Source organism: Leucobacter japonicus, assembly GCF_001273855.1.
Lineage (GTDB): Bacteria > Actinomycetota > Actinomycetes > Actinomycetales > Microbacteriaceae > Leucobacter > Leucobacter japonicus.
On the sequence record NZ_JHBX01000123.1, the window covers coordinates 1 to 15,302 of the forward strand.

15 protein-coding genes and 4 tRNA genes are annotated in these 15,302 nt (G+C 66.0%); 7 read left to right on the plus strand and 12 right to left on the minus strand.

Annotated elements, in window-relative coordinates; all coding sequences use genetic code 11:
• Nucleotides 1–15: 15 nt before the first annotated feature.
• The 8 genes from thrS to AMS67_RS12560 all read right to left on the minus strand — a co-directional run bounded on the left by thrS (nt 16) and on the right by AMS67_RS12560 (nt 8,203).
• Nucleotides 16–1,983, minus strand: coding sequence for a threonine--tRNA ligase (gene thrS, locus AMS67_RS12525; RefSeq protein WP_053387694.1), 1,968 nt, complete (start codon nt 1,981–1,983; stop codon nt 16–18).
• Between the two features lie 89 nt (nt 1,984–2,072).
• A complete protein-coding gene (locus AMS67_RS12530; RefSeq protein WP_053387695.1) occupies nt 2,073–2,342 on the minus strand; it encodes a PLD nuclease N-terminal domain-containing protein in 270 nt (89 codons plus the stop codon).
• Nucleotides 2,343–2,365: 23 nt separating this feature from the next.
• On the minus strand, nt 2,366–3,721 hold the full coding sequence (locus tag AMS67_RS12535; RefSeq protein WP_241488077.1) for a D-arabinono-1,4-lactone oxidase: 1,356 nt from the start codon (nt 3,719–3,721) through the stop codon (nt 2,366–2,368).
• Entirely contained in the window at nt 3,718–4,953 is a 1,236-nt protein-coding gene (locus tag AMS67_RS12540) for an amino acid deaminase/aldolase (RefSeq protein WP_053387696.1), read from the minus strand. Before AMS67_RS12540 ends, AMS67_RS12535 begins: the two co-directional genes overlap by 4 nt.
• Entirely contained in the window at nt 4,950–6,242 is a 1,293-nt protein-coding gene (locus tag AMS67_RS12545) for an MFS transporter (RefSeq protein WP_241488078.1), read from the minus strand. Before AMS67_RS12545 ends, AMS67_RS12540 begins: the two co-directional genes overlap by 4 nt.
• Nucleotides 6,239–6,877 (minus strand): TetR/AcrR family transcriptional regulator, encoded by a 639-nt coding sequence (locus tag AMS67_RS12550; protein ID WP_053387697.1) that lies wholly within the window; start codon nt 6,875–6,877, stop codon nt 6,239–6,241. Before AMS67_RS12550 ends, AMS67_RS12545 begins: the two co-directional genes overlap by 4 nt.
• A 113-nt stretch (nt 6,878–6,990) precedes the next feature.
• Nucleotides 6,991–7,066 (minus strand) — tRNA-Val (locus tag AMS67_RS12555).
• Nucleotides 7,067–7,183: 117 nt separating this feature from the next.
• Complete coding sequence (locus AMS67_RS12560) at nt 7,184–8,203, minus strand: hypothetical protein (RefSeq protein WP_053387698.1); 1,020 nt, start codon at nt 8,201–8,203, stop codon at nt 7,184–7,186.
• Nucleotides 8,204–8,364: 161 nt separating this feature from the next.
• On the opposite strand from AMS67_RS12560, the gene AMS67_RS12565 reads away from it, so the two are divergent.
• From AMS67_RS12565 to AMS67_RS12575, 3 genes are all read left to right on the plus strand, one after another.
• A tRNA-Gly gene (locus AMS67_RS12565) sits at nt 8,365–8,440 on the plus strand.
• Nucleotides 8,441–8,481: 41 nt separating this feature from the next.
• Nucleotides 8,482–8,552: transfer RNA gene (locus AMS67_RS12570), tRNA-Cys, on the plus strand.
• 26 nt (nt 8,553–8,578) lie between these two features.
• Nucleotides 8,579–8,650: transfer RNA gene (locus tag AMS67_RS12575), tRNA-Val, on the plus strand.
• Between the two features lie 253 nt (nt 8,651–8,903).
• Here AMS67_RS12575 and AMS67_RS12580 read toward each other — a convergent pair.
• Nucleotides 8,904–9,140 carry an antitoxin gene (locus AMS67_RS12580; protein WP_053353082.1) on the minus strand — a complete coding sequence of 79 codons (237 nt, stop codon included), beginning with the start codon at nt 9,138–9,140 and terminating at the stop codon, nt 8,904–8,906.
• Between the two features lie 127 nt (nt 9,141–9,267).
• Between AMS67_RS12580 and AMS67_RS12585 the strand changes: the two genes are divergently transcribed.
• On the plus strand, nt 9,268–9,909 hold the full coding sequence (locus AMS67_RS12585; RefSeq protein WP_053387699.1) for a class I SAM-dependent methyltransferase: 642 nt from the start codon (nt 9,268–9,270) through the stop codon (nt 9,907–9,909).
• 83 nt (nt 9,910–9,992) lie between these two features.
• Nucleotides 9,993–10,352 carry a VOC family protein gene (locus tag AMS67_RS12590; protein WP_053387700.1) on the plus strand — a complete coding sequence of 120 codons (360 nt, stop codon included), beginning with the start codon at nt 9,993–9,995 and terminating at the stop codon, nt 10,350–10,352.
• Nucleotides 10,353–10,424: 72 nt separating this feature from the next.
• Here the strand turns inward: AMS67_RS12590 and AMS67_RS12595 are convergent, their stop codons facing one another.
• From AMS67_RS12595 to AMS67_RS12605, 3 genes are read right to left on the minus strand one after another with little or no spacing between them, the layout of a single operon-like run.
• Nucleotides 10,425–11,033 (minus strand): hypothetical protein, encoded by a 609-nt coding sequence (locus AMS67_RS12595; protein ID WP_241488079.1) that lies wholly within the window; start codon nt 11,031–11,033, stop codon nt 10,425–10,427.
• A 31-nt stretch (nt 11,034–11,064) separates the two neighbouring features.
• Entirely contained in the window at nt 11,065–12,129 is a 1,065-nt protein-coding gene (zapE, locus tag AMS67_RS12600; protein WP_053387701.1) for a cell division protein ZapE, read from the minus strand.
• Nucleotides 12,130–12,157: 28 nt separating this feature from the next.
• A complete protein-coding gene (locus AMS67_RS12605; protein WP_053387702.1) occupies nt 12,158–13,378 on the minus strand; it encodes an alpha/beta hydrolase family protein in 1,221 nt (406 codons plus the stop codon).
• A gap of 83 nt (nt 13,379–13,461) precedes the next feature.
• On the opposite strand from AMS67_RS12605, the gene AMS67_RS12610 reads away from it, so the two are divergent.
• Complete coding sequence (locus tag AMS67_RS12610) at nt 13,462–14,079, plus strand: DUF3000 domain-containing protein (protein WP_053387703.1); 618 nt, start codon at nt 13,462–13,464, stop codon at nt 14,077–14,079.
• Nucleotides 14,080–14,082: 3 nt separating this feature from the next.
• On the plus strand, nt 14,083–15,273 hold the full coding sequence (locus AMS67_RS12615; protein ID WP_053387704.1) for an HRDC domain-containing protein: 1,191 nt from the start codon (nt 14,083–14,085) through the stop codon (nt 15,271–15,273).
• Nucleotides 15,274–15,302: the final 29 nt, after the last annotated feature.

Genomic DNA, 15,302 nt, shown 5'->3' on the forward strand with positions numbered 1-15,302 from the left:
CGTCGGCGCGGTCGCCTACTCCGACCATGCGGTGGAGACCTGCTCGTGCGAACGAATCGCGCCGGTGATGCGCGCGATCGCCTCCGCGACCGGCACGCCGTTCATCTGGGTGCCGTCGCGGAAGCGGAAGCTGACGGCACCCGCCGCGCGGTCCTCTTCTCCGGCGATGAGCTGGAAGGGGATCTTGGCCTTCGTGTGCGTGCGGATCTTCTTCGGCATGCGGTCGTCGCCGTGATCGACCTCGGCGCGCACGCCGTGCTCACGGAGCTGCGCGATGACACCGTCGAGGTACTCGCCGTACTGCTCGGCCACGGGGATGCCCACGACCTGGGTCGGCGAAAGCCAGACGGGGAACGCGCCGGCGTAGTGCTCGAGCAGGATCGCGAAGAAGCGCTCCACCGAGCCGAGCAGGGCGCGGTGAATCATGATCGGCTGCTTACGCGTGCCGTCGGCCGCCTGGTACTCGAGCTCGAACAGCTCGGGCTGGTTGAAGTCGAGCTGCACCGTCGAGAGCTGCCAGGTGCGGCCGATCGCGTCTCGGGCCTGCACGGAGATCTTCGGGCCGTAGAAGGCCGCGCCACCGGGGTCAGCGACGAGCTCGAGCCCCGACTCTTCTCCGACCTCGCGCAAGGTCTCTGTCGCGATCTCCCACTGTTCGTCGGAGCCGACCGACTTCTCGGGATCCCGCGTCGACAGCTCGAGATAGAAGTCATCGAGACCGTACGCACGAAGCGTCGCGAACACGAACTCGAGCTGCTGCTTGATCTCGCCCTTCACCTGATCGTCGGTGACGTAGATGTGCGCATCGTCTTGAGTGAGGCCGCGCACGCGGGTGAGGCCCGACAGCGTGCCGCTCTTCTCGTACCGGTACACCGTGCCGAACTCGGCGAGACGCAGCGGCAGTTCGCGATAACTGCGCGCCCGGGAGCGGAAGATGAGGTTGTGGAACGGGCAGTTCATCGGCTTCAGGTAGTAGTCCTGGCCCTGCTTGATGACGTTGCCCTCGGCGTCTTCGACCTCGTCGAGGTGCATCGCCGGGAACATCCCGTCCTTGTACCAGTTCAGGTGCTGGCTGGTCTCGAAGAGCGAGCCCTTTGTGATGTGGGGGCTGTTCACGACCTCGTAGCCGTTCTTCAGCAGCTCTTCACGCATGAACGTTTCGATCTCGTGGCGGATGATGCCGCCCTTCGGGTGGAAGACCGCGAGGCCCGACCCGATTTCGTCGGGGAAGCTGAAGAGATCGAGTTCGACGCCCAGCTTGCGATGATCGCGCTTCGCAGCCTCTTCGAGGCGCGTCTGGTAGGCGCGCAACTCGTCTTTGGTCGGCCAGGCGGTGCCGTAGATGCGCTGCAGCATCGGGTTCTTCTCGCTGCCGCGCCAGTAGGCGCCTGCCGAGCGCATGAGCGCCCATCCGTTGCCGAGCAGGCGCGTGTTGGGCACGTGCGGGCCGCGGCAAAGATCTTTCCAGCACAGCTCGCCGGTCTTCGGGTCGACGTTGTCGTAGATCGTAAGCTCGGCGCCGCCGACCTCGACGCTCTCGCTGTTCTCGTCACCCGCCGAGCCGCCCTTCAGCCCGATCAGTTCGAGCTTGTACGGCTCGTTCGCGAGCTCGGCGCGCGCTTCGTCTTCGGTGACGACGCGACGCACGAAGCGCTGCCCCTGCTTGACGATCTTCTGCATCTCAGCGGAGATCGCTTTCAAGTCTTCAGGCGTGAACGGCGTCTTCGGGTCGAAGTCGTAGTAGAACCCGTCGGTGATGGGCGGGCCAATGCCGAGGCGTGCCTCGGGGTTGATGCGCTGCACCGCCTGCGCGAGCACGTGGGCCGCCGAGTGGCGCAGAATGTTGAGACCGTCGGCCGACTCGATCGAGATCGGCTCAGCCGTGTCCGTCTCCGTCAGCTCCGTCGCAAGGTCGCGCAACTCGCCATTGACGCGCATCGCGACGATCGAACGATCGGGGAACCGGGAGAAGCCATCGGCCACGGGTGAACTCCTGCACTGTGGGTGTCGGAAATGCTGCGCACACCGTTGCGGTCGCGCAGGATCGGCACTGCGCCGATCACCGTACGATCCTACTGCGTTCCCCCGACGTGCGGCGCTGAGTCCTCCGCCGCGTCGACACCTGATGCAGAGCGGAACCGCGGTCGACCTGCGGTGAACCATACGATCGCGCCGACCAGCGGAACGACGGCGATGAACACGATCCAGGCGATCATCTTCGGCCACGTCAGCTGCGTTTCGAACTTGGCGAGCGACAGGATCGCAGTGAGTCCGATGGCGGCATGCGTCAAGGCGAAGACGCCGGGAATCACGTCGAGCGCGGTGATGGCCGGAGGAAGCATGCCTCTCAGCCTACTTGCGCCGGTCAGCGCCCGAGCACGCGGCGGGTGTAGTCGTTCGCGAACGTTCGCTCGGGGTCGAAGACGTCGCGGGCGGCGAGGAAGTCGTCGAATCGAGGGTACGCAGACTTGAGATCAGCCCGCCTACGACCGTGCATCTTGCCCCAGTGCGGGCGGCCGTCGTAGCCGCGCAAGATCGATTCGACTGCTGAGAAGTAGGGCTCCGGATTCTCTCGCCAGTACCGGTGCACCGCGATGTACGCGCTCTCGCGACCGTATGCGGTCGAGAGCCACAGGTCGTCTGCTGCGGCGAAGCGCACCTCGATCGGGAACGATACCCGCCACCGTCGTCGTTCGATCAGCGCGCGCACCTCGCGGAGTGCCTCGGGCAGAGCTTCCGCAGGAATGGCGTACTCCATCTCACGGAAGCGTACGCGTCGCGGGCTGGTGAACACCGCGTGGGAGTCGTCGGTGAACGAGCGCCTGCCGTAGACCGCAGCGGCGAATCGGTTGATCGCGGGTGTGGCAAACCCCGCCACGGTGCCGACGCTGCAGATCGCCCAGTGCGCCGCCGTTCCGAGCAGTTCGTCCTCCAGCCAGCCCCGCACCGGGTGCGGCGCGGCAAATGCCGCGTCTGGGGTGAGGCGCGCGTTCGACTTGGTCGACAATCGGTCCGTGTGCGGCCACCAGTACGCTTCGACGTGGTCAATCGCGCGCGCACGGTCGAGCAGCTCGTCGATGACTGCGAACGGTTCGGAGCGCTCGACGGCGTGCAGCAGAAACGTCGGGACGCACTGCAGTTCGACGGCGACGAGCACGCCGAGTGCGCCGAGTCCCAGTTGCACGGCCGGAAGCCATTCGGGGTGCGTATCGGTCGCGATCCTGCGAATCTCCCCGGTGCCGTCGACCAGCGTCACCGCAGTGATCTGCGTCGCGATGCCGCCGAAGCCGATCCCCGTACCGTGAGTACCGGTCGAGACGGCGCCGGCGATCGTCTGCGTGTCAATGTCGCCGAGATTCTGGACGGCCAATCCGAGAGGACGCAGGATCATCGGGAGTTGTCGCAAGCGTGTGCCGGCACCGATGGTGACGCGCCTCGACTCCGGATCGTGTGCGATCAGCCCGGAGAGCGCTGCGACATCGACGAGCACGCCATCCGTCATCGCAATGTCGCTGAACGAATGCCCGGCGCCGATCGCTTTCAGGGTCTCACCGTCTGCCGCTGCACGACGCACGATGTCAGAGAGCTCTTGGGCGGATGTCGGTGCCAGAATCCGTATGGGCTGAGCACGGGCGCTGCGCCCCCAGTTCTCGACGATGCGACCGCGACGAGTTCGCAGGCGGTCGAGTTTCGGATCCGACGACGATTTCGAGTCAGTCACAGGAACGCCTTCCCTTCGCCGCGATAGGTGGGTACCGAATCGATCACCTGATCTCCATCGACGACGTGCAGCACATTCAGATGTTCTGAGACCTCCCCCGATTTCGCGTGTCGCAGCCACACCCGATCGCCGACCTCGAGGCCGCGCGCGGCGGCGCCGCGCAGCGGAGTCTGCACCTCGCCTGCGGCCTCGCGCGGCAACGTGCTCAGCCCTGGAGGCCACACCGGGAGCGGTTGGCGATTGGCCGTCGGTGGTCCCGACGCAATCCACCCACCGCCGAGCACCGTCGCGACCGCTGGAGCGGGGCGGCGCACCACGGAGAGCGCGAAACCCACCGCGGGAGCCGGCGCGAACTGTTCGTAGTGATCGAACAGACCTGGGCCGAAGAGACCGGACCCCGCCGCGATTTCCGTGACGGAATCATCGAGCCGAGTGGATTCAATCGACCCCGTGCCGCCCCCGTTCACGAATTCGAGGTCGTTGCCGTGTGCTCGGACGACCGACCGCACCAGGGCGACCGCCTCCGCTCGCCGTTCGGCGAGTTCAGCTATTGACGCGCGCTGCATGGCGCGAATCGCGATCCTGCCCGGACCCGCATTGGGAACGCCCGCGACCTGCGCCTCGTACGCCATGATGCCGACCACCCGAAACCCCGCACGCCCCGCAGCCGCCGAGGCCAGGCTCGCGAGAGCCGCCGGCGACCCTACCGGGGATCGGAAGACCCCGACGTGCCCCAGCACCGGCGAGTGCAGCGAGGCGTCGAGCTCCAACGCCACCCGAACGGTCTCGCGCTGCGCTGGCGGCAGCACGCTGTCGATACAGTCCAGCTGAGACACATCATCGACCATCAGGGTGATCGCGGCGGCCCGCCGCTCGTCGGTCGCGAGCGCCGCGATCGCCCCGCGATCCGATGTGGGGTAAGCGACCACGATGTCGTCGAACCCGGCATCCGCGAGCCAGAGCGCCTCAGGCAGGGTGTATGCGAGCACTCCCGCAAACCCGGGAATCGCGAGCACCGATTCGAGCACGGCCCGCACCCGCAACGACTTGCTCGCGACACGTATCGGCGTCCCCTGCGCTCGCCGCAGCAGATCGTGAGCATTATGCGCGAGGGCACCCCGGTGCAGCACGCCGAATGGCGGATCGAGCTCGCTCGTCGCCGCATCGATGCGCGGCCAGTACGCCGCAGGGTTCGCCCAGGGGTCCCCTCGTGGCGCTGTCAGATCGATCATCGAACACTCCTCACGTAGTGCACGCTCCAAGCGCCGAGCAGCGAGCACACGCCGCTGACGAGAAACAGTGCGAGAAATCCTCCGGTAGCGCTCACGACGATCGCCCCGAGCAGTGGTGCGAGCGCCTGCGGCACGGCGTTCGCAATGTTCATGATGCCGAGATCTTTGCCGCGGGTCGCGGCGTCAGGAAGCACCTGCGTCGCAAGCGCCTGATCGACGGCAAGGAAGCACCCGTACCCGAGACCGAGCAGTACTGCGGCCACCAGCGCGAGCGAATAGCCCGGCCACACCGCAAGCAGCAGTCCGCCGACCGCCTGCAAACCGGCCGAGACAGCAACGAACACCTTGCGCCGGCCGAGACGATCCGAGAGCCTGCCGCATACGAGGGAGGCCACGACGGTCATGGCGGTGTACATGAGCGACAGGACGAGCAGGTCGTCGTCAGCGTGTGCCCGGTGGAGCCCGAACATCAGGAAGTACAGCAGGAGGCCCGTGCCGAGTGCATTGCCCGTATTCACCAGAATGCGCGACAGCAGCGTCCAACCGAAGTCGGGGAAGCGACGCGGGCTGATCCAGAACCCGCGAGCGACGGCAACGGCGCTCCAGGGCGCGCGGTGACGGCGGTCGAGCGGCGGATCCGGCAGCCGCAGTGCTGGGAGCACCAGCACGCAGAGCGCCACCGCGAGGCCGATGTACCCGGCGCTGATGCCCGTCAGCACCACGGTCACCAGCAGCAGTCCGAGCACCACCCCGACGCCCTGCGGCGCCGAAACGAACCCGGAGACGAGGCCGCGCTGAGACACGGGCACCTGGTCCGCGATCATCGCGGTCAGCGCAGCTGTCAGCGCGCAGAACCCGGAAATTGCGAGTGACCAGCAGACTGCGACGCCCCAGAACGACTCCTGCAGCCCGAGAGCCACCAGGCTGCAGCCGAACAGCAGGGCTCCCCCGGCGACCCAGGGTCGACGTCGCCCCCACCGCGACGTCGTGCGGTCGGAAAGCGCCCCCGCCAGCGGATACGCGATGATCGCGCAGACGGCAGAGATCCCGCTCACCGTGCCGAAGGCGACGACGCTCCCGACCCAACCGTCGGCCCGCACCAATCGTTCGACTTGCGTCGGGAGGAGCAGTTGCATCGGCGCGAGCTGGGCCATCCACACGCCCAGCCACGCAACCGAGAATGCAGCGATCCACGGGGCCGAGACCCGGCGTGAGGGTGTCGTAACCGCTTCCACCTCAACCGACGACGGCACCTCGGTCGCGGGTGCCCGGCCGCGCTCACGACTCACAGTGACCGCGATTCCGCGTGCACGAGGATCGCCGCGACCACGGTATCCAGCGCGAGTACGGGCGTGACACCGTCGACGATGTGCGCGATGGTCAGGCCGTCGGTCAACGCGACCACGACGGTCGCGATCTCATCCACGGGAACCCGCCACCGGGTTCCCGAGATCTGCCCGGCCTCGACGAGCAGATCGGCGACGAGCGACCGGTAGCTGTCGTACTGCGAGCGCACGAGCGCCCGGGAGTCATCATGCCGCGACGCATCGAGCGTCAACTCGAGCATGCCGTGTTCGCGTCCGGGATGCTGCACCACGGTCTGCACGTAGCGCTCCATGCCGTTGCGGACGAGTTGCTGCAGCACAGCGTCGCCAGTGGCGCCTGAGGCTGCGTCATCGCGTTGCGAGTCTCCCCCGCTCGCGAGCACCGCGTGCACCGCTTCGCGTTCGTCTCTGACGACTCTCTCGACGACCGCCTCGAGCAGTGCATCGCGGGAGTCGAACGCGTAGTGGAGGCTCGCAAGGCTCATGCCCGCCTCCTCAACGATCGCGCGAGTGGATGTCGCCGCGAGCCCCTCTCGGCTGAGCACCCGCAATGCGGCATCGACGAGCGCGGCTCGACGCTGATGCACAGGAACGCCCATCGATCCTCCTCTTCGAGAATGTGGGTCAACTGTCCCAGATTCGCCGGAAGAACGCAATGGGGTGAAACGCATCAGGCCCACAACGCGTATGCGCTGCGGGCCTGATGCTGGTGTGGTGGGCGATACCAGACTCGAACTGATGACCTCTTCCGTGTGAAGGAAGCGCGCTACCAACTGCGCCAATCGCCCGTCTGCACTTGAGTTTCACGAGCGAAACTGCGCGGTGCCAACCTGATCGATCATACACGGATCGCAGGCGCACTCTGCCCCACCAGTCTCGAGGCGCAGTATTTCGCGGAATCGGGGCTATTCGGTCGGGCGTGTCGTGATCGGCGCGAGGTCACTGTTGAGTTGTTCATCCAGTTCGGCGCTCACCTCGCTGAGCTGCTGCAGATCATGGCGGAGCCCGTTGTATCGGTCGATGTCGCCCTGCAGATCGGCAAGTTCCGTGTCGAGGGCCGCGCGACGCTCGGTGAGTGCGCCGGAGACCGCAGTCTGCGCGTCGGGGTCTTCCGCATACGTGCCGGCCGCAACATCGGCCGAGAATGCGCTCGCGTCAGCGTTGAAGACTTCCACCGCCTGACCGTACGATTGCTTGCGCGACTCCACATCGGCGCGCAGCGCCGTCATTTCGGACTGCAAGTGATCGGCTTGCTGCTGCAACTCCTGAAACACCGTGTGGTACGTGTCGAACCCGTCGATCAGGTCTGATCGCTGCTTGAACCACTGCGCGTAGTGCTCTTCGAGCCAGGGCGGAAGGTCGCGCACCTCGGTACCGAAGACCGAATGCAGTTCGTTTGCGAACGCGGTATCTGACAGATGCTCGTACACCGACATACGCTCCGCGAGTTCGGGGTGCGCGGGAACCAGGTCATCGTAGACCTCACGCAGCTTCGCCGTCATGAGGGTGCGATCGCCCTCCCCCATGCGCGACCACACGGCGTGCAGCAGCTCGTGAGCCGCGGTGACCTCGACGATGCCGCTCACGCGCTCATCAGTGACGTCGAACAAATGGATTCGGTCGCCCGCGTAACACCCGAGCACGTGACCCTGCTCGGAGTGGTCGACTTCGGCGCATTGCTCATTGAAGTGCTGGCTCCCGTCGATGGTCGGGTGCGTCGCGGTGAAGATGCGCAGGCCCTCGTCGGTCAGCTGCAGCGACTCCGAGAGTTCTGCCACCTTCGGGCTGCTCTCAAACCCGAGTGCAGCGAAGCGATCTTTGAGCTCCTGCCGATGCATCATGACGAATGCCACGAGCGCGACGACGAGCAGGAAGACCGTGAAGCCCACCCATCGCTTCACCACCGACCCCGCGCTTTCGGACATGCATCCACAGTATCCGGGGCCACCGACACGCATGCGAAAACTTCCAAAAACGGCGAAATCACGCCAATATTTCGTGCGGCGCGCCCGGGATGGTGAGCCTGATTTGCACCCCCGCTCAGGCTTCCCTATAGTTAATCAGGTCGCGGAAACGCGGCGGAAATGCGGATGTAGCGCAGTTGGTAGCGCATCACCTTGCCAAGGTGAGGGTCGCGAGTTCGAGTCTCGTCATCCGCTCCAGTGGCCGAGCTTGCTCGGCCGCTTGTGGTAACAACCACTACGGTGGCGTGGCCGAGAGGCGAGGCAGCGGCCTGCAAAGCCGTATACACGGGTTCGAATCCCGTCGCCACCTCGTCTATAATTTCATAGCCTGTACAGGCGCGATTGGCGCAGCGGTAGCGCGCTTCCCTGACACGGAAGAGGTCACTGGTTCGATCCCAGTATCGCGCACAGAAGAAAAGCCCCGGTTTCTCCGGGGCTTTTTGCATTCCGTGACCTCGCGAGAATCGCGAACGCGCTGCGTTCGCCCCAGATTCTCACGCTGGTTCGATCCCAGTATCGCGCACAGAAGAAAAGCCCCGGTTTCCCCGGGGCTTTTTGCGTTCCGTGACCTCACGAGAATCGCGAACGCGCTGCCAAACACACTTCGACCCCCGAGCGCTCACGCAGTCGGGGGCCGAAATTGCGGCAGTGCCGCGAAAAACTACTCGTTACCGATCGCGCCGTCGATGTTGTCGCGAACTTCAGTGATCTTGTCGCTGAACTTGCCGCCGGTGATCTTGTCGGCGAAACCGGCGACGCCGTCAAGCACCTTGTCGCTGATTTCCTCGGCCTGATCACTCTTCAGCGCATCCTGCAGCTTCTCAGCATTCTCGTTCACCACTTCACCGGCCTTGCCGGCGAGGTCGGAGGCCTTCTTGCTCAGATCTTCGATGCCCATTCGTTCGTCCTTTTCGTCAGCGCACCGGCCGGTCGCGGCGCATCTTCTCTCATTATGACTCCATGGCATCTGCTGAGGGAAGACCCACATGTCCAGGCACTGCAGCGCTTCGGCATACGCTGGAACAATGCGAGCCTTAGACCCAACCCCCATCGCGGTGCGCCGGGCCTATGACCAGCGCGCCGTCGAATACGCGGAGCACTTCGCGGACGTCGCGACTGCTCATCCCGATGACCGCGCGCATATCCGCGCTTGGGCCCTCGCACGTTCCGGGCCCGTGCTCGACGCCGGCTGCGGCCCGGGGCACTGGACTGAGGAGCTGCGTCAGCACCGAGTCGATGTCGAAGGCATCGATCACTCCCCCGAGTTCCTGGCCATCGCCGAAAGCCGTTTTCCGGACGCTCGATTCCGCCAAGCATCCCTCGAGCAGACCGGGTGTGCCGATGCGAGCCTGGACGGCGTCCTCGCCTGGTACTCGGTGATCCATACCCGCCCCGAAGAGCTTGCTGCGGTGCTTGCGGAGTTCCGCCGCGTGCTGCGCCCTGGCGGGAGCTTGCTTGTCGGCCTGTTTGCCTGGTCGCATCTCGAAACCTTCGAGCACGCGGTTATCCGGGCGTATCGCTGGCCCTCCGGGCAGTTTTCTCGTGTGCTGCACGAAGCGGGCTTCAGCGTGCTCTCGGTCACCGAACGCCACGAACCGGGCGCTCGTCCCCAGTGCATCATCGAAGCTCGCCGTTCCCCCGACGTCGCCCCACCTCCGAAGACGTGACGGGCATCCTGCGCAAGTGATTGCAGCGTGCAGCAGCTCCGCGCAGACTGGTGGCACACGCACCGCTGAGAACGGAGACCCGCATGAGCCCGATCGCGAAGTTACACAGTTTCGTATTTGACTGCCCCGAACCTGCCGCTCTGGCAGAGTTCTATCAGCGTATCTTTGGGGGCACGGTGGTGGCTGACGGCGACGACTGGGTCGACCTCGAGATCCATGGGCTCGCCACGACACTCGCGTTCCAGGAGTCCCCCGGTTATGTGCCGCCAAACTGGCCGGGCGATGACGGCGCGCAACAGGCGCACCTCGACATTCGTGTCGACAACCTCGATGAAGCGCACCGTGCACTCCTCGAAATTGGGGCGCGCTTCGCGGCCGACCACGAGACGTTCCGCGTCTACCGCGATCCGGTCGGGCACCTGTTCTGCACGGTGCGCGGCTGAGCCGCGAGCGTTCGCACAGCGAGGCGGCGCCCGGAACGGTGCATGAGGGAACGGAGTATCAACCGCTCAGGCTCACCCACGGATCCCGTGTTCGCGCACGACCGCGGCGACTGCATCGACAAAGCGGCTCCGGTCAAGCACGTGCCCTTCGCGGCGCATCCCATCGTTCGTGACACGGAGTACGCGTTCGGGTGAGAGGAAGCTCTCGCGCCCCTGACTGTCCCAGCCGCCGGTGCCGACTGAAACGAAGCCACGGTGCTGCTTGGTACTCAGGTAGCACCCCGCAGTGGTCTCGTCGTCGATGCGCGCGATGATGAGCACCGGTCGATCTTTGCCGCGACCATCATTCTCGACGTAGGGCACCCAGGTCCAGATGACCTCGCCGGGGTCAGGATCACCGTCAGGGTTCGGCTCGTAGCTCGGCCGCAAGAGACGTGTCTCCGACGCGGTGAGCTCGCGCGTTGCCGTTTGGCCCTCGCGCCCCGGGCTCAGACGCTCGTCGTGCGAGGCCGTCGCAGTTGCCGGTCGGTTGCGGCGATCCTGTGCAGATGGTCTCAGACCTGAACCCGAACGCTGATCGGAATTCTGCCGGCCCGAAGACTTGAGAAACGCCGTCAGAAACGAACGACCGAATTCACCGAGCGCTCGCGCCCACCCTCTGTTCGACGGGGTCCCGTTCATATCGTCTCCTGATTCGACGGTGCGGATGGCGCTACTGAGAAACTTCGCTGGCCGTCAGTGCGTTCAAGCGCGACATGCAGCGCAGGTACTTCTTGCGATACCCGCCGTCGAGCATGCCGCCGCCAAAAATCGTCGTGAGCTGCGCGCCGGTCGCGCGAATGGGAATCTGCGCGTCGTACACACGGTCGATGAACGCGACGAATCTGAGTGCCGATGACTGATCGGTGAGCTCATGCACATTCCGCAGGCCGATGCAGTGCACGCCCGACAGCAGCCCGCTGTAGCTCGACGGGTGCACGGTGGCCAAATGCTCGATCAATTCGGAGAAATCATCGTCGGTCATGCGCTCGTGCGCGGAGGCCACATCCGCCAGCACGAAGCGATACTCGTCATCAGTCAATGCGATGGCGTCGCTCTCGAGGTCGCGCTGACGGTAATCGACGCCGTCGATACGAATCGTCACGAAGCGATCGGACATCGCTTGAATCTCGCGCATGAAGTCGGCAGCTGCGAACCGCCCCTCGCCGAGCGCGTTGGGCGGCGTGTTCGAGGTGGCGACGAACTTGGTGCCGGTCGCGGTGAGGTCACCGATGAGACGCGTCATGAGCATGGTGTCGCCCGGATCGTCGAGTTCGAACTCATCGATGCAGATCAGCCGGGCTCCCTGCAGCACACCGACGGCGCCGCTGTAGCCCAGCGCACCGACCAGCGCGGTGTATTCGATGAAGGTGCCGAAGTACTTGCGACCGGCCGTGGCGTGCCACGTGGCCGCGAGCAGGTGGGTCTTGCCGACGCCGAAACCGCCATCGAGGTAGATGCCCGGCTTCGTCGTCGCAGGAGCGGCTGAGTCAGCCGACTTCTTTTTCCCGAATCCGAAGAACCCTCCGCGAGACACCGTTGGTGCGGGCGCGGCGAACGCGCGCAGCAGCTCGCGGGCTTCGTCCTGGGAGGGGTAGTCGGGATCCGGCCGGTACGAATCGAAAGAGGCACGATCGAACTGGGGCGGAGGCACCAGGGTCGCGACGAGTTCGGTACCGGAGATCGTGGGTCGCCGGTCGACGAGCCGGGCGGCGTTGTGCTGGGTGTCTGAGACCATCGGAGCCAGTGTACCCGCGTGACCGTGCTTATCCGCGCCAGGGAGGATGCGGCAACGCGCGTGCGAAGACGCGCGTCGTACGCTCCCACCCTTCCTGGTCCATATTCCACAGCTTCACGTGCTCCGCTCGCTGCATCAGGCGCAAGTGCACCAAATCCGGTCGCAGATCGGCAAGACGCTCCGCGCCATCAGACGGAACGAACGTGTCACCGCGGCTTGCGTGTATCAGCACCGGAATGCGGAGATCGCGGGCGAAAGTTTCGGGGCGCAATTGCGCGATCGGGAGCCCGCCGTTCTCACCAGCGCCGACCCACCCGCGCGAGAGCATGCCCACACCGATACCGGCAATCGCCTCAGGCACCGAGGCTGCCGCAGCGTGATAGCGGAGGAGCGCGTTCCAATCAACGGCTGGAGAATCGAGAATCAGACCGTCGATGACGCCGCGGTGCGGACCGCGAGTGGCCGCCACCAGGCAGGCGGTGCCCCCCATGGACCAACCGACCAGGGTCACGCGTTCCGCCCCGCGACGCACGGCCTCCGCGACGGCCGCATCGACGTCCCGACTCTCGGAGAAGCCGACTCCGTACCGACCGCGCAAGCCTTGCGGCGCACCGGGATCATTCCGGTAACTGATGATCAGATTCGTAACCCCGCTCTGCGCGAGCGCAGACACGCCGCGCAGCGTCTCGCCAGGTAACGCGCCGCGGCCGTGCACGTGGATCGCCCACCGACGTTTCCGGGGCCAGCGCGGGTGCACGATCCAGGCATCGGCATCGCCGAGTTCCGTCGCGTAGGTGATGTGCTCGGTGCGCATTCCGAGTTCTTCGGGTTCCGAGTACCACCAGCCCGTGATGCGCCCCAGCACGCCGGGGAGCAGTTCACCCCGATCGACTGCGATGAGCTCGCGCACGACGTCACCGCCGAGATGCGCCACGACCTCGCCGACGCGCGCGTGACCCTCCACGCCCTGGAACAGGTACGAGTATCGCCCCGGCAGGTCGGCATCGGTTCCGCAAAGCCGCACCGTGGGCGCGCCCCCTTGCGGCCGAGTCGTGCCATCGAGCCCCGCGGCATCGACCGAGACGACTTCGACTGGCGACTCGGGCGCGGCAGCCGGGGTCACGGCGCGTCGTGCGAGGGCGACCCCACCGAGCACGGCGCCCGCAGCTCCGGCGAGCACCGTTCCCGCAAGCGCGCCCAGCACCCCGAGCCCGACCGCCCGGCCCCGTCGCGACTCAGAATCCACCATGGTGACGGCCTCCTCCTTCGCTTCGCCGATCCCGGCGTGGCATCGACCCGAAGTTCACAGCAAACTCTAGTGTCACCAGTGTGATGGCACGCATCGGTGGCGCCCCCGTCGACTTCGACACGGCTGCAGAGCAGCTCCGTTCCGCGCGCTTGCGCGGCGAACTGGTCTCTCAAGAGATCGCGGCGCCCGAGCGCATCGCGCCGCACTCGATCGCGCTCGCCGCAGGGGTGTCGCGCACGTCGGAGCACGGCCCTGCATCGAGTACGGCCACCGATTCTCCGTATGGAGCCGGGCGCATCGTGCTCATGCACGACCCCGACGCTTTCGACGAATGGGGCGGCCAATTCCGCATCGTTTGCTTCGCCCAGGCGCCGCTCGAACTGGAGATCGGCGTCGACCCGTTCATCTCCGATGTCGCCTGGTCCTGGCTCGTCGATGCGCTGGACTCTCGCGGCGCCCAGTACACCTACCTTTCCGCTACCGCCACGAAGACGCTCTCGAGCAGTTACGGCGCCCTGGAGGCGCGTGGAGAATCCGCCCAGATCGAACTGCGCGCGTCGTGGACGCCGATCGGCAACGACTTCGGGGTCCACGCCCAGGCATGGTCGGAGCTCTTGTGCCTCTTGGCCGGACTCCCCCACGCGGAGGGCATAGACTCCATCGCGGCGCGACGCTCGCGCCAAGCCGCGGAAGGGGCATAACGCATGACGGTCTCCCAGTCGGAGCTCGATACCCACTGGACCATGGTCAGCGACTCCGAAGGGCTCGAGCGCGCCGCTGACGCCCTCGCCGGCGGAACCGGACCAGTCGGCGTTGACGCCGAGCGCGCGTCGGGCTTCACCTACGGGTCCGAGGCCTACCTGGTGCAGGTGTTTCGTCGTGGTGCAGGCACGTTCCTGATCGACCCCATCGACATTCCAGATTTTGCGCCGCTGCAGCACGCCCTCGCGGCGGAGGAATGGATCTTCCACGCGGCGACTCAGGATCTCCCCTGCCTGGCTTCGATCGGGCTCGTGCCGCAACGCATCTTCGACACCGAGCTGGCTGCGCGACTCCTCGGGTACGAACGCGTTGGCCTCGGGGCGATCGTTGAACTCAAGCTCGGCATCACACTCGAAAAAGCGCACTCCGCCGCGGACTGGTCGCAGCGTCCACTCCCAGAATCCTGGCTGGAGTACGCGGCGCTCGACGTTGCGCTCCTGCCTGACCTGCGCGACGCCATCGCGGCGGATCTTGACGGACAGCAGAAAGCAGAGTTCGCGATCGAGGAATTCGAAGCGGCGCGCACCAAACCCGAGAAGCCGCGCCCCGCAGAACCGTGGCGCAAGCTCTCCGGCGGCCACCTCCTCAAATCTGCGCGTGCCCTGGCACTCGCCCGGGAGCTCTGGAACGCCCGCGACGCACTCGCTCGCGAACGCGACGTGGCACCCGGTCGACTGATCCCGGACGCCTCGATCGTCGCTGCCGCGGCCGCCAATCCTCGGTCGAGCGGCGACCTCGCGCGCCTGCAGACATTCCGCGGGCGTGCCAGCCGCAGCGAGCTCGAGCGCTGGTGGGCAGCGATCCTGCGCGGGAAGACGACCACGGACTTGCCGGGGCCGAAGCAGCGCGATCCCGAGGCGATCCCGCATCACCGCGCGTGGGCGCAGCGTCATCCCGAAGCTGCCGCACGACTCGAGGCCGCCCGACCAGCAATCGAGGCCGAAGCCGAGGCGCGCTCGATTCCTCTGGAGAACCTGCTCACCCCCGACACGCTTCGCCGGGTCGTGTTCCAGCCGCCCGCCGACCGCTCTGCGGAAAGCATCGCACTCCGTCTCACGGAGCTCGGAGCGCGCCCCTGGCAGGTTGGCATAACCGCACCAATTATTGCCGGCGTAATTGTAGATCTCCCATAACACTGTGCGGTGATTCCCGCAGATTTTCA

Bases quoted from the DNA above. Each gene is read 5' to 3' on its own strand.
- AMS67_RS12530 (WP_053387695.1), bottom strand. From the start codon at position 2,342: ATGCTTCCTCCGGCCATCACCGCGCTCGACGTGATTCCCGGCGTCTTC.
- AMS67_RS12540 (WP_053387696.1), bottom strand. From the start codon at position 4,953: ATGATCGATCTGACAGCGCCACGAGGGGACCCCTGGGCGAACCCTGCG.
- AMS67_RS12550 (WP_053387697.1), bottom strand. From the start codon at position 6,877: ATGGGCGTTCCTGTGCATCAGCGTCGAGCCGCGCTCGTCGATGCCGCA.
- AMS67_RS12560 (WP_053387698.1), bottom strand. From the start codon at position 8,203: ATGTCCGAAAGCGCGGGGTCGGTGGTGAAGCGATGGGTGGGCTTCACG.
- AMS67_RS12580 (WP_053353082.1), bottom strand. From the start codon at position 9,140: ATGGGCATCGAAGATCTGAGCAAGAAGGCCTCCGACCTCGCCGGCAAG.
- AMS67_RS12585 (WP_053387699.1), top strand. From the start codon at position 9,268: ATGCGAGCCTTAGACCCAACCCCCATCGCGGTGCGCCGGGCCTATGAC.
- AMS67_RS12590 (WP_053387700.1), top strand. From the start codon at position 9,993: ATGAGCCCGATCGCGAAGTTACACAGTTTCGTATTTGACTGCCCCGAA.
- AMS67_RS12595 (WP_241488079.1), bottom strand. From the start codon at position 11,033: ATGAACGGGACCCCGTCGAACAGAGGGTGGGCGCGAGCGCTCGGTGAA.
- zapE (WP_053387701.1), bottom strand. From the start codon at position 12,129: ATGGTCTCAGACACCCAGCACAACGCCGCCCGGCTCGTCGACCGGCGA.
- AMS67_RS12605 (WP_053387702.1), bottom strand. From the start codon at position 13,378: ATGGTGGATTCTGAGTCGCGACGGGGCCGGGCGGTCGGGCTCGGGGTG.
- AMS67_RS12610 (WP_053387703.1), top strand. From the start codon at position 13,462: ATGGCACGCATCGGTGGCGCCCCCGTCGACTTCGACACGGCTGCAGAG.
- AMS67_RS12615 (WP_053387704.1), top strand. From the start codon at position 14,083: ATGACGGTCTCCCAGTCGGAGCTCGATACCCACTGGACCATGGTCAGC.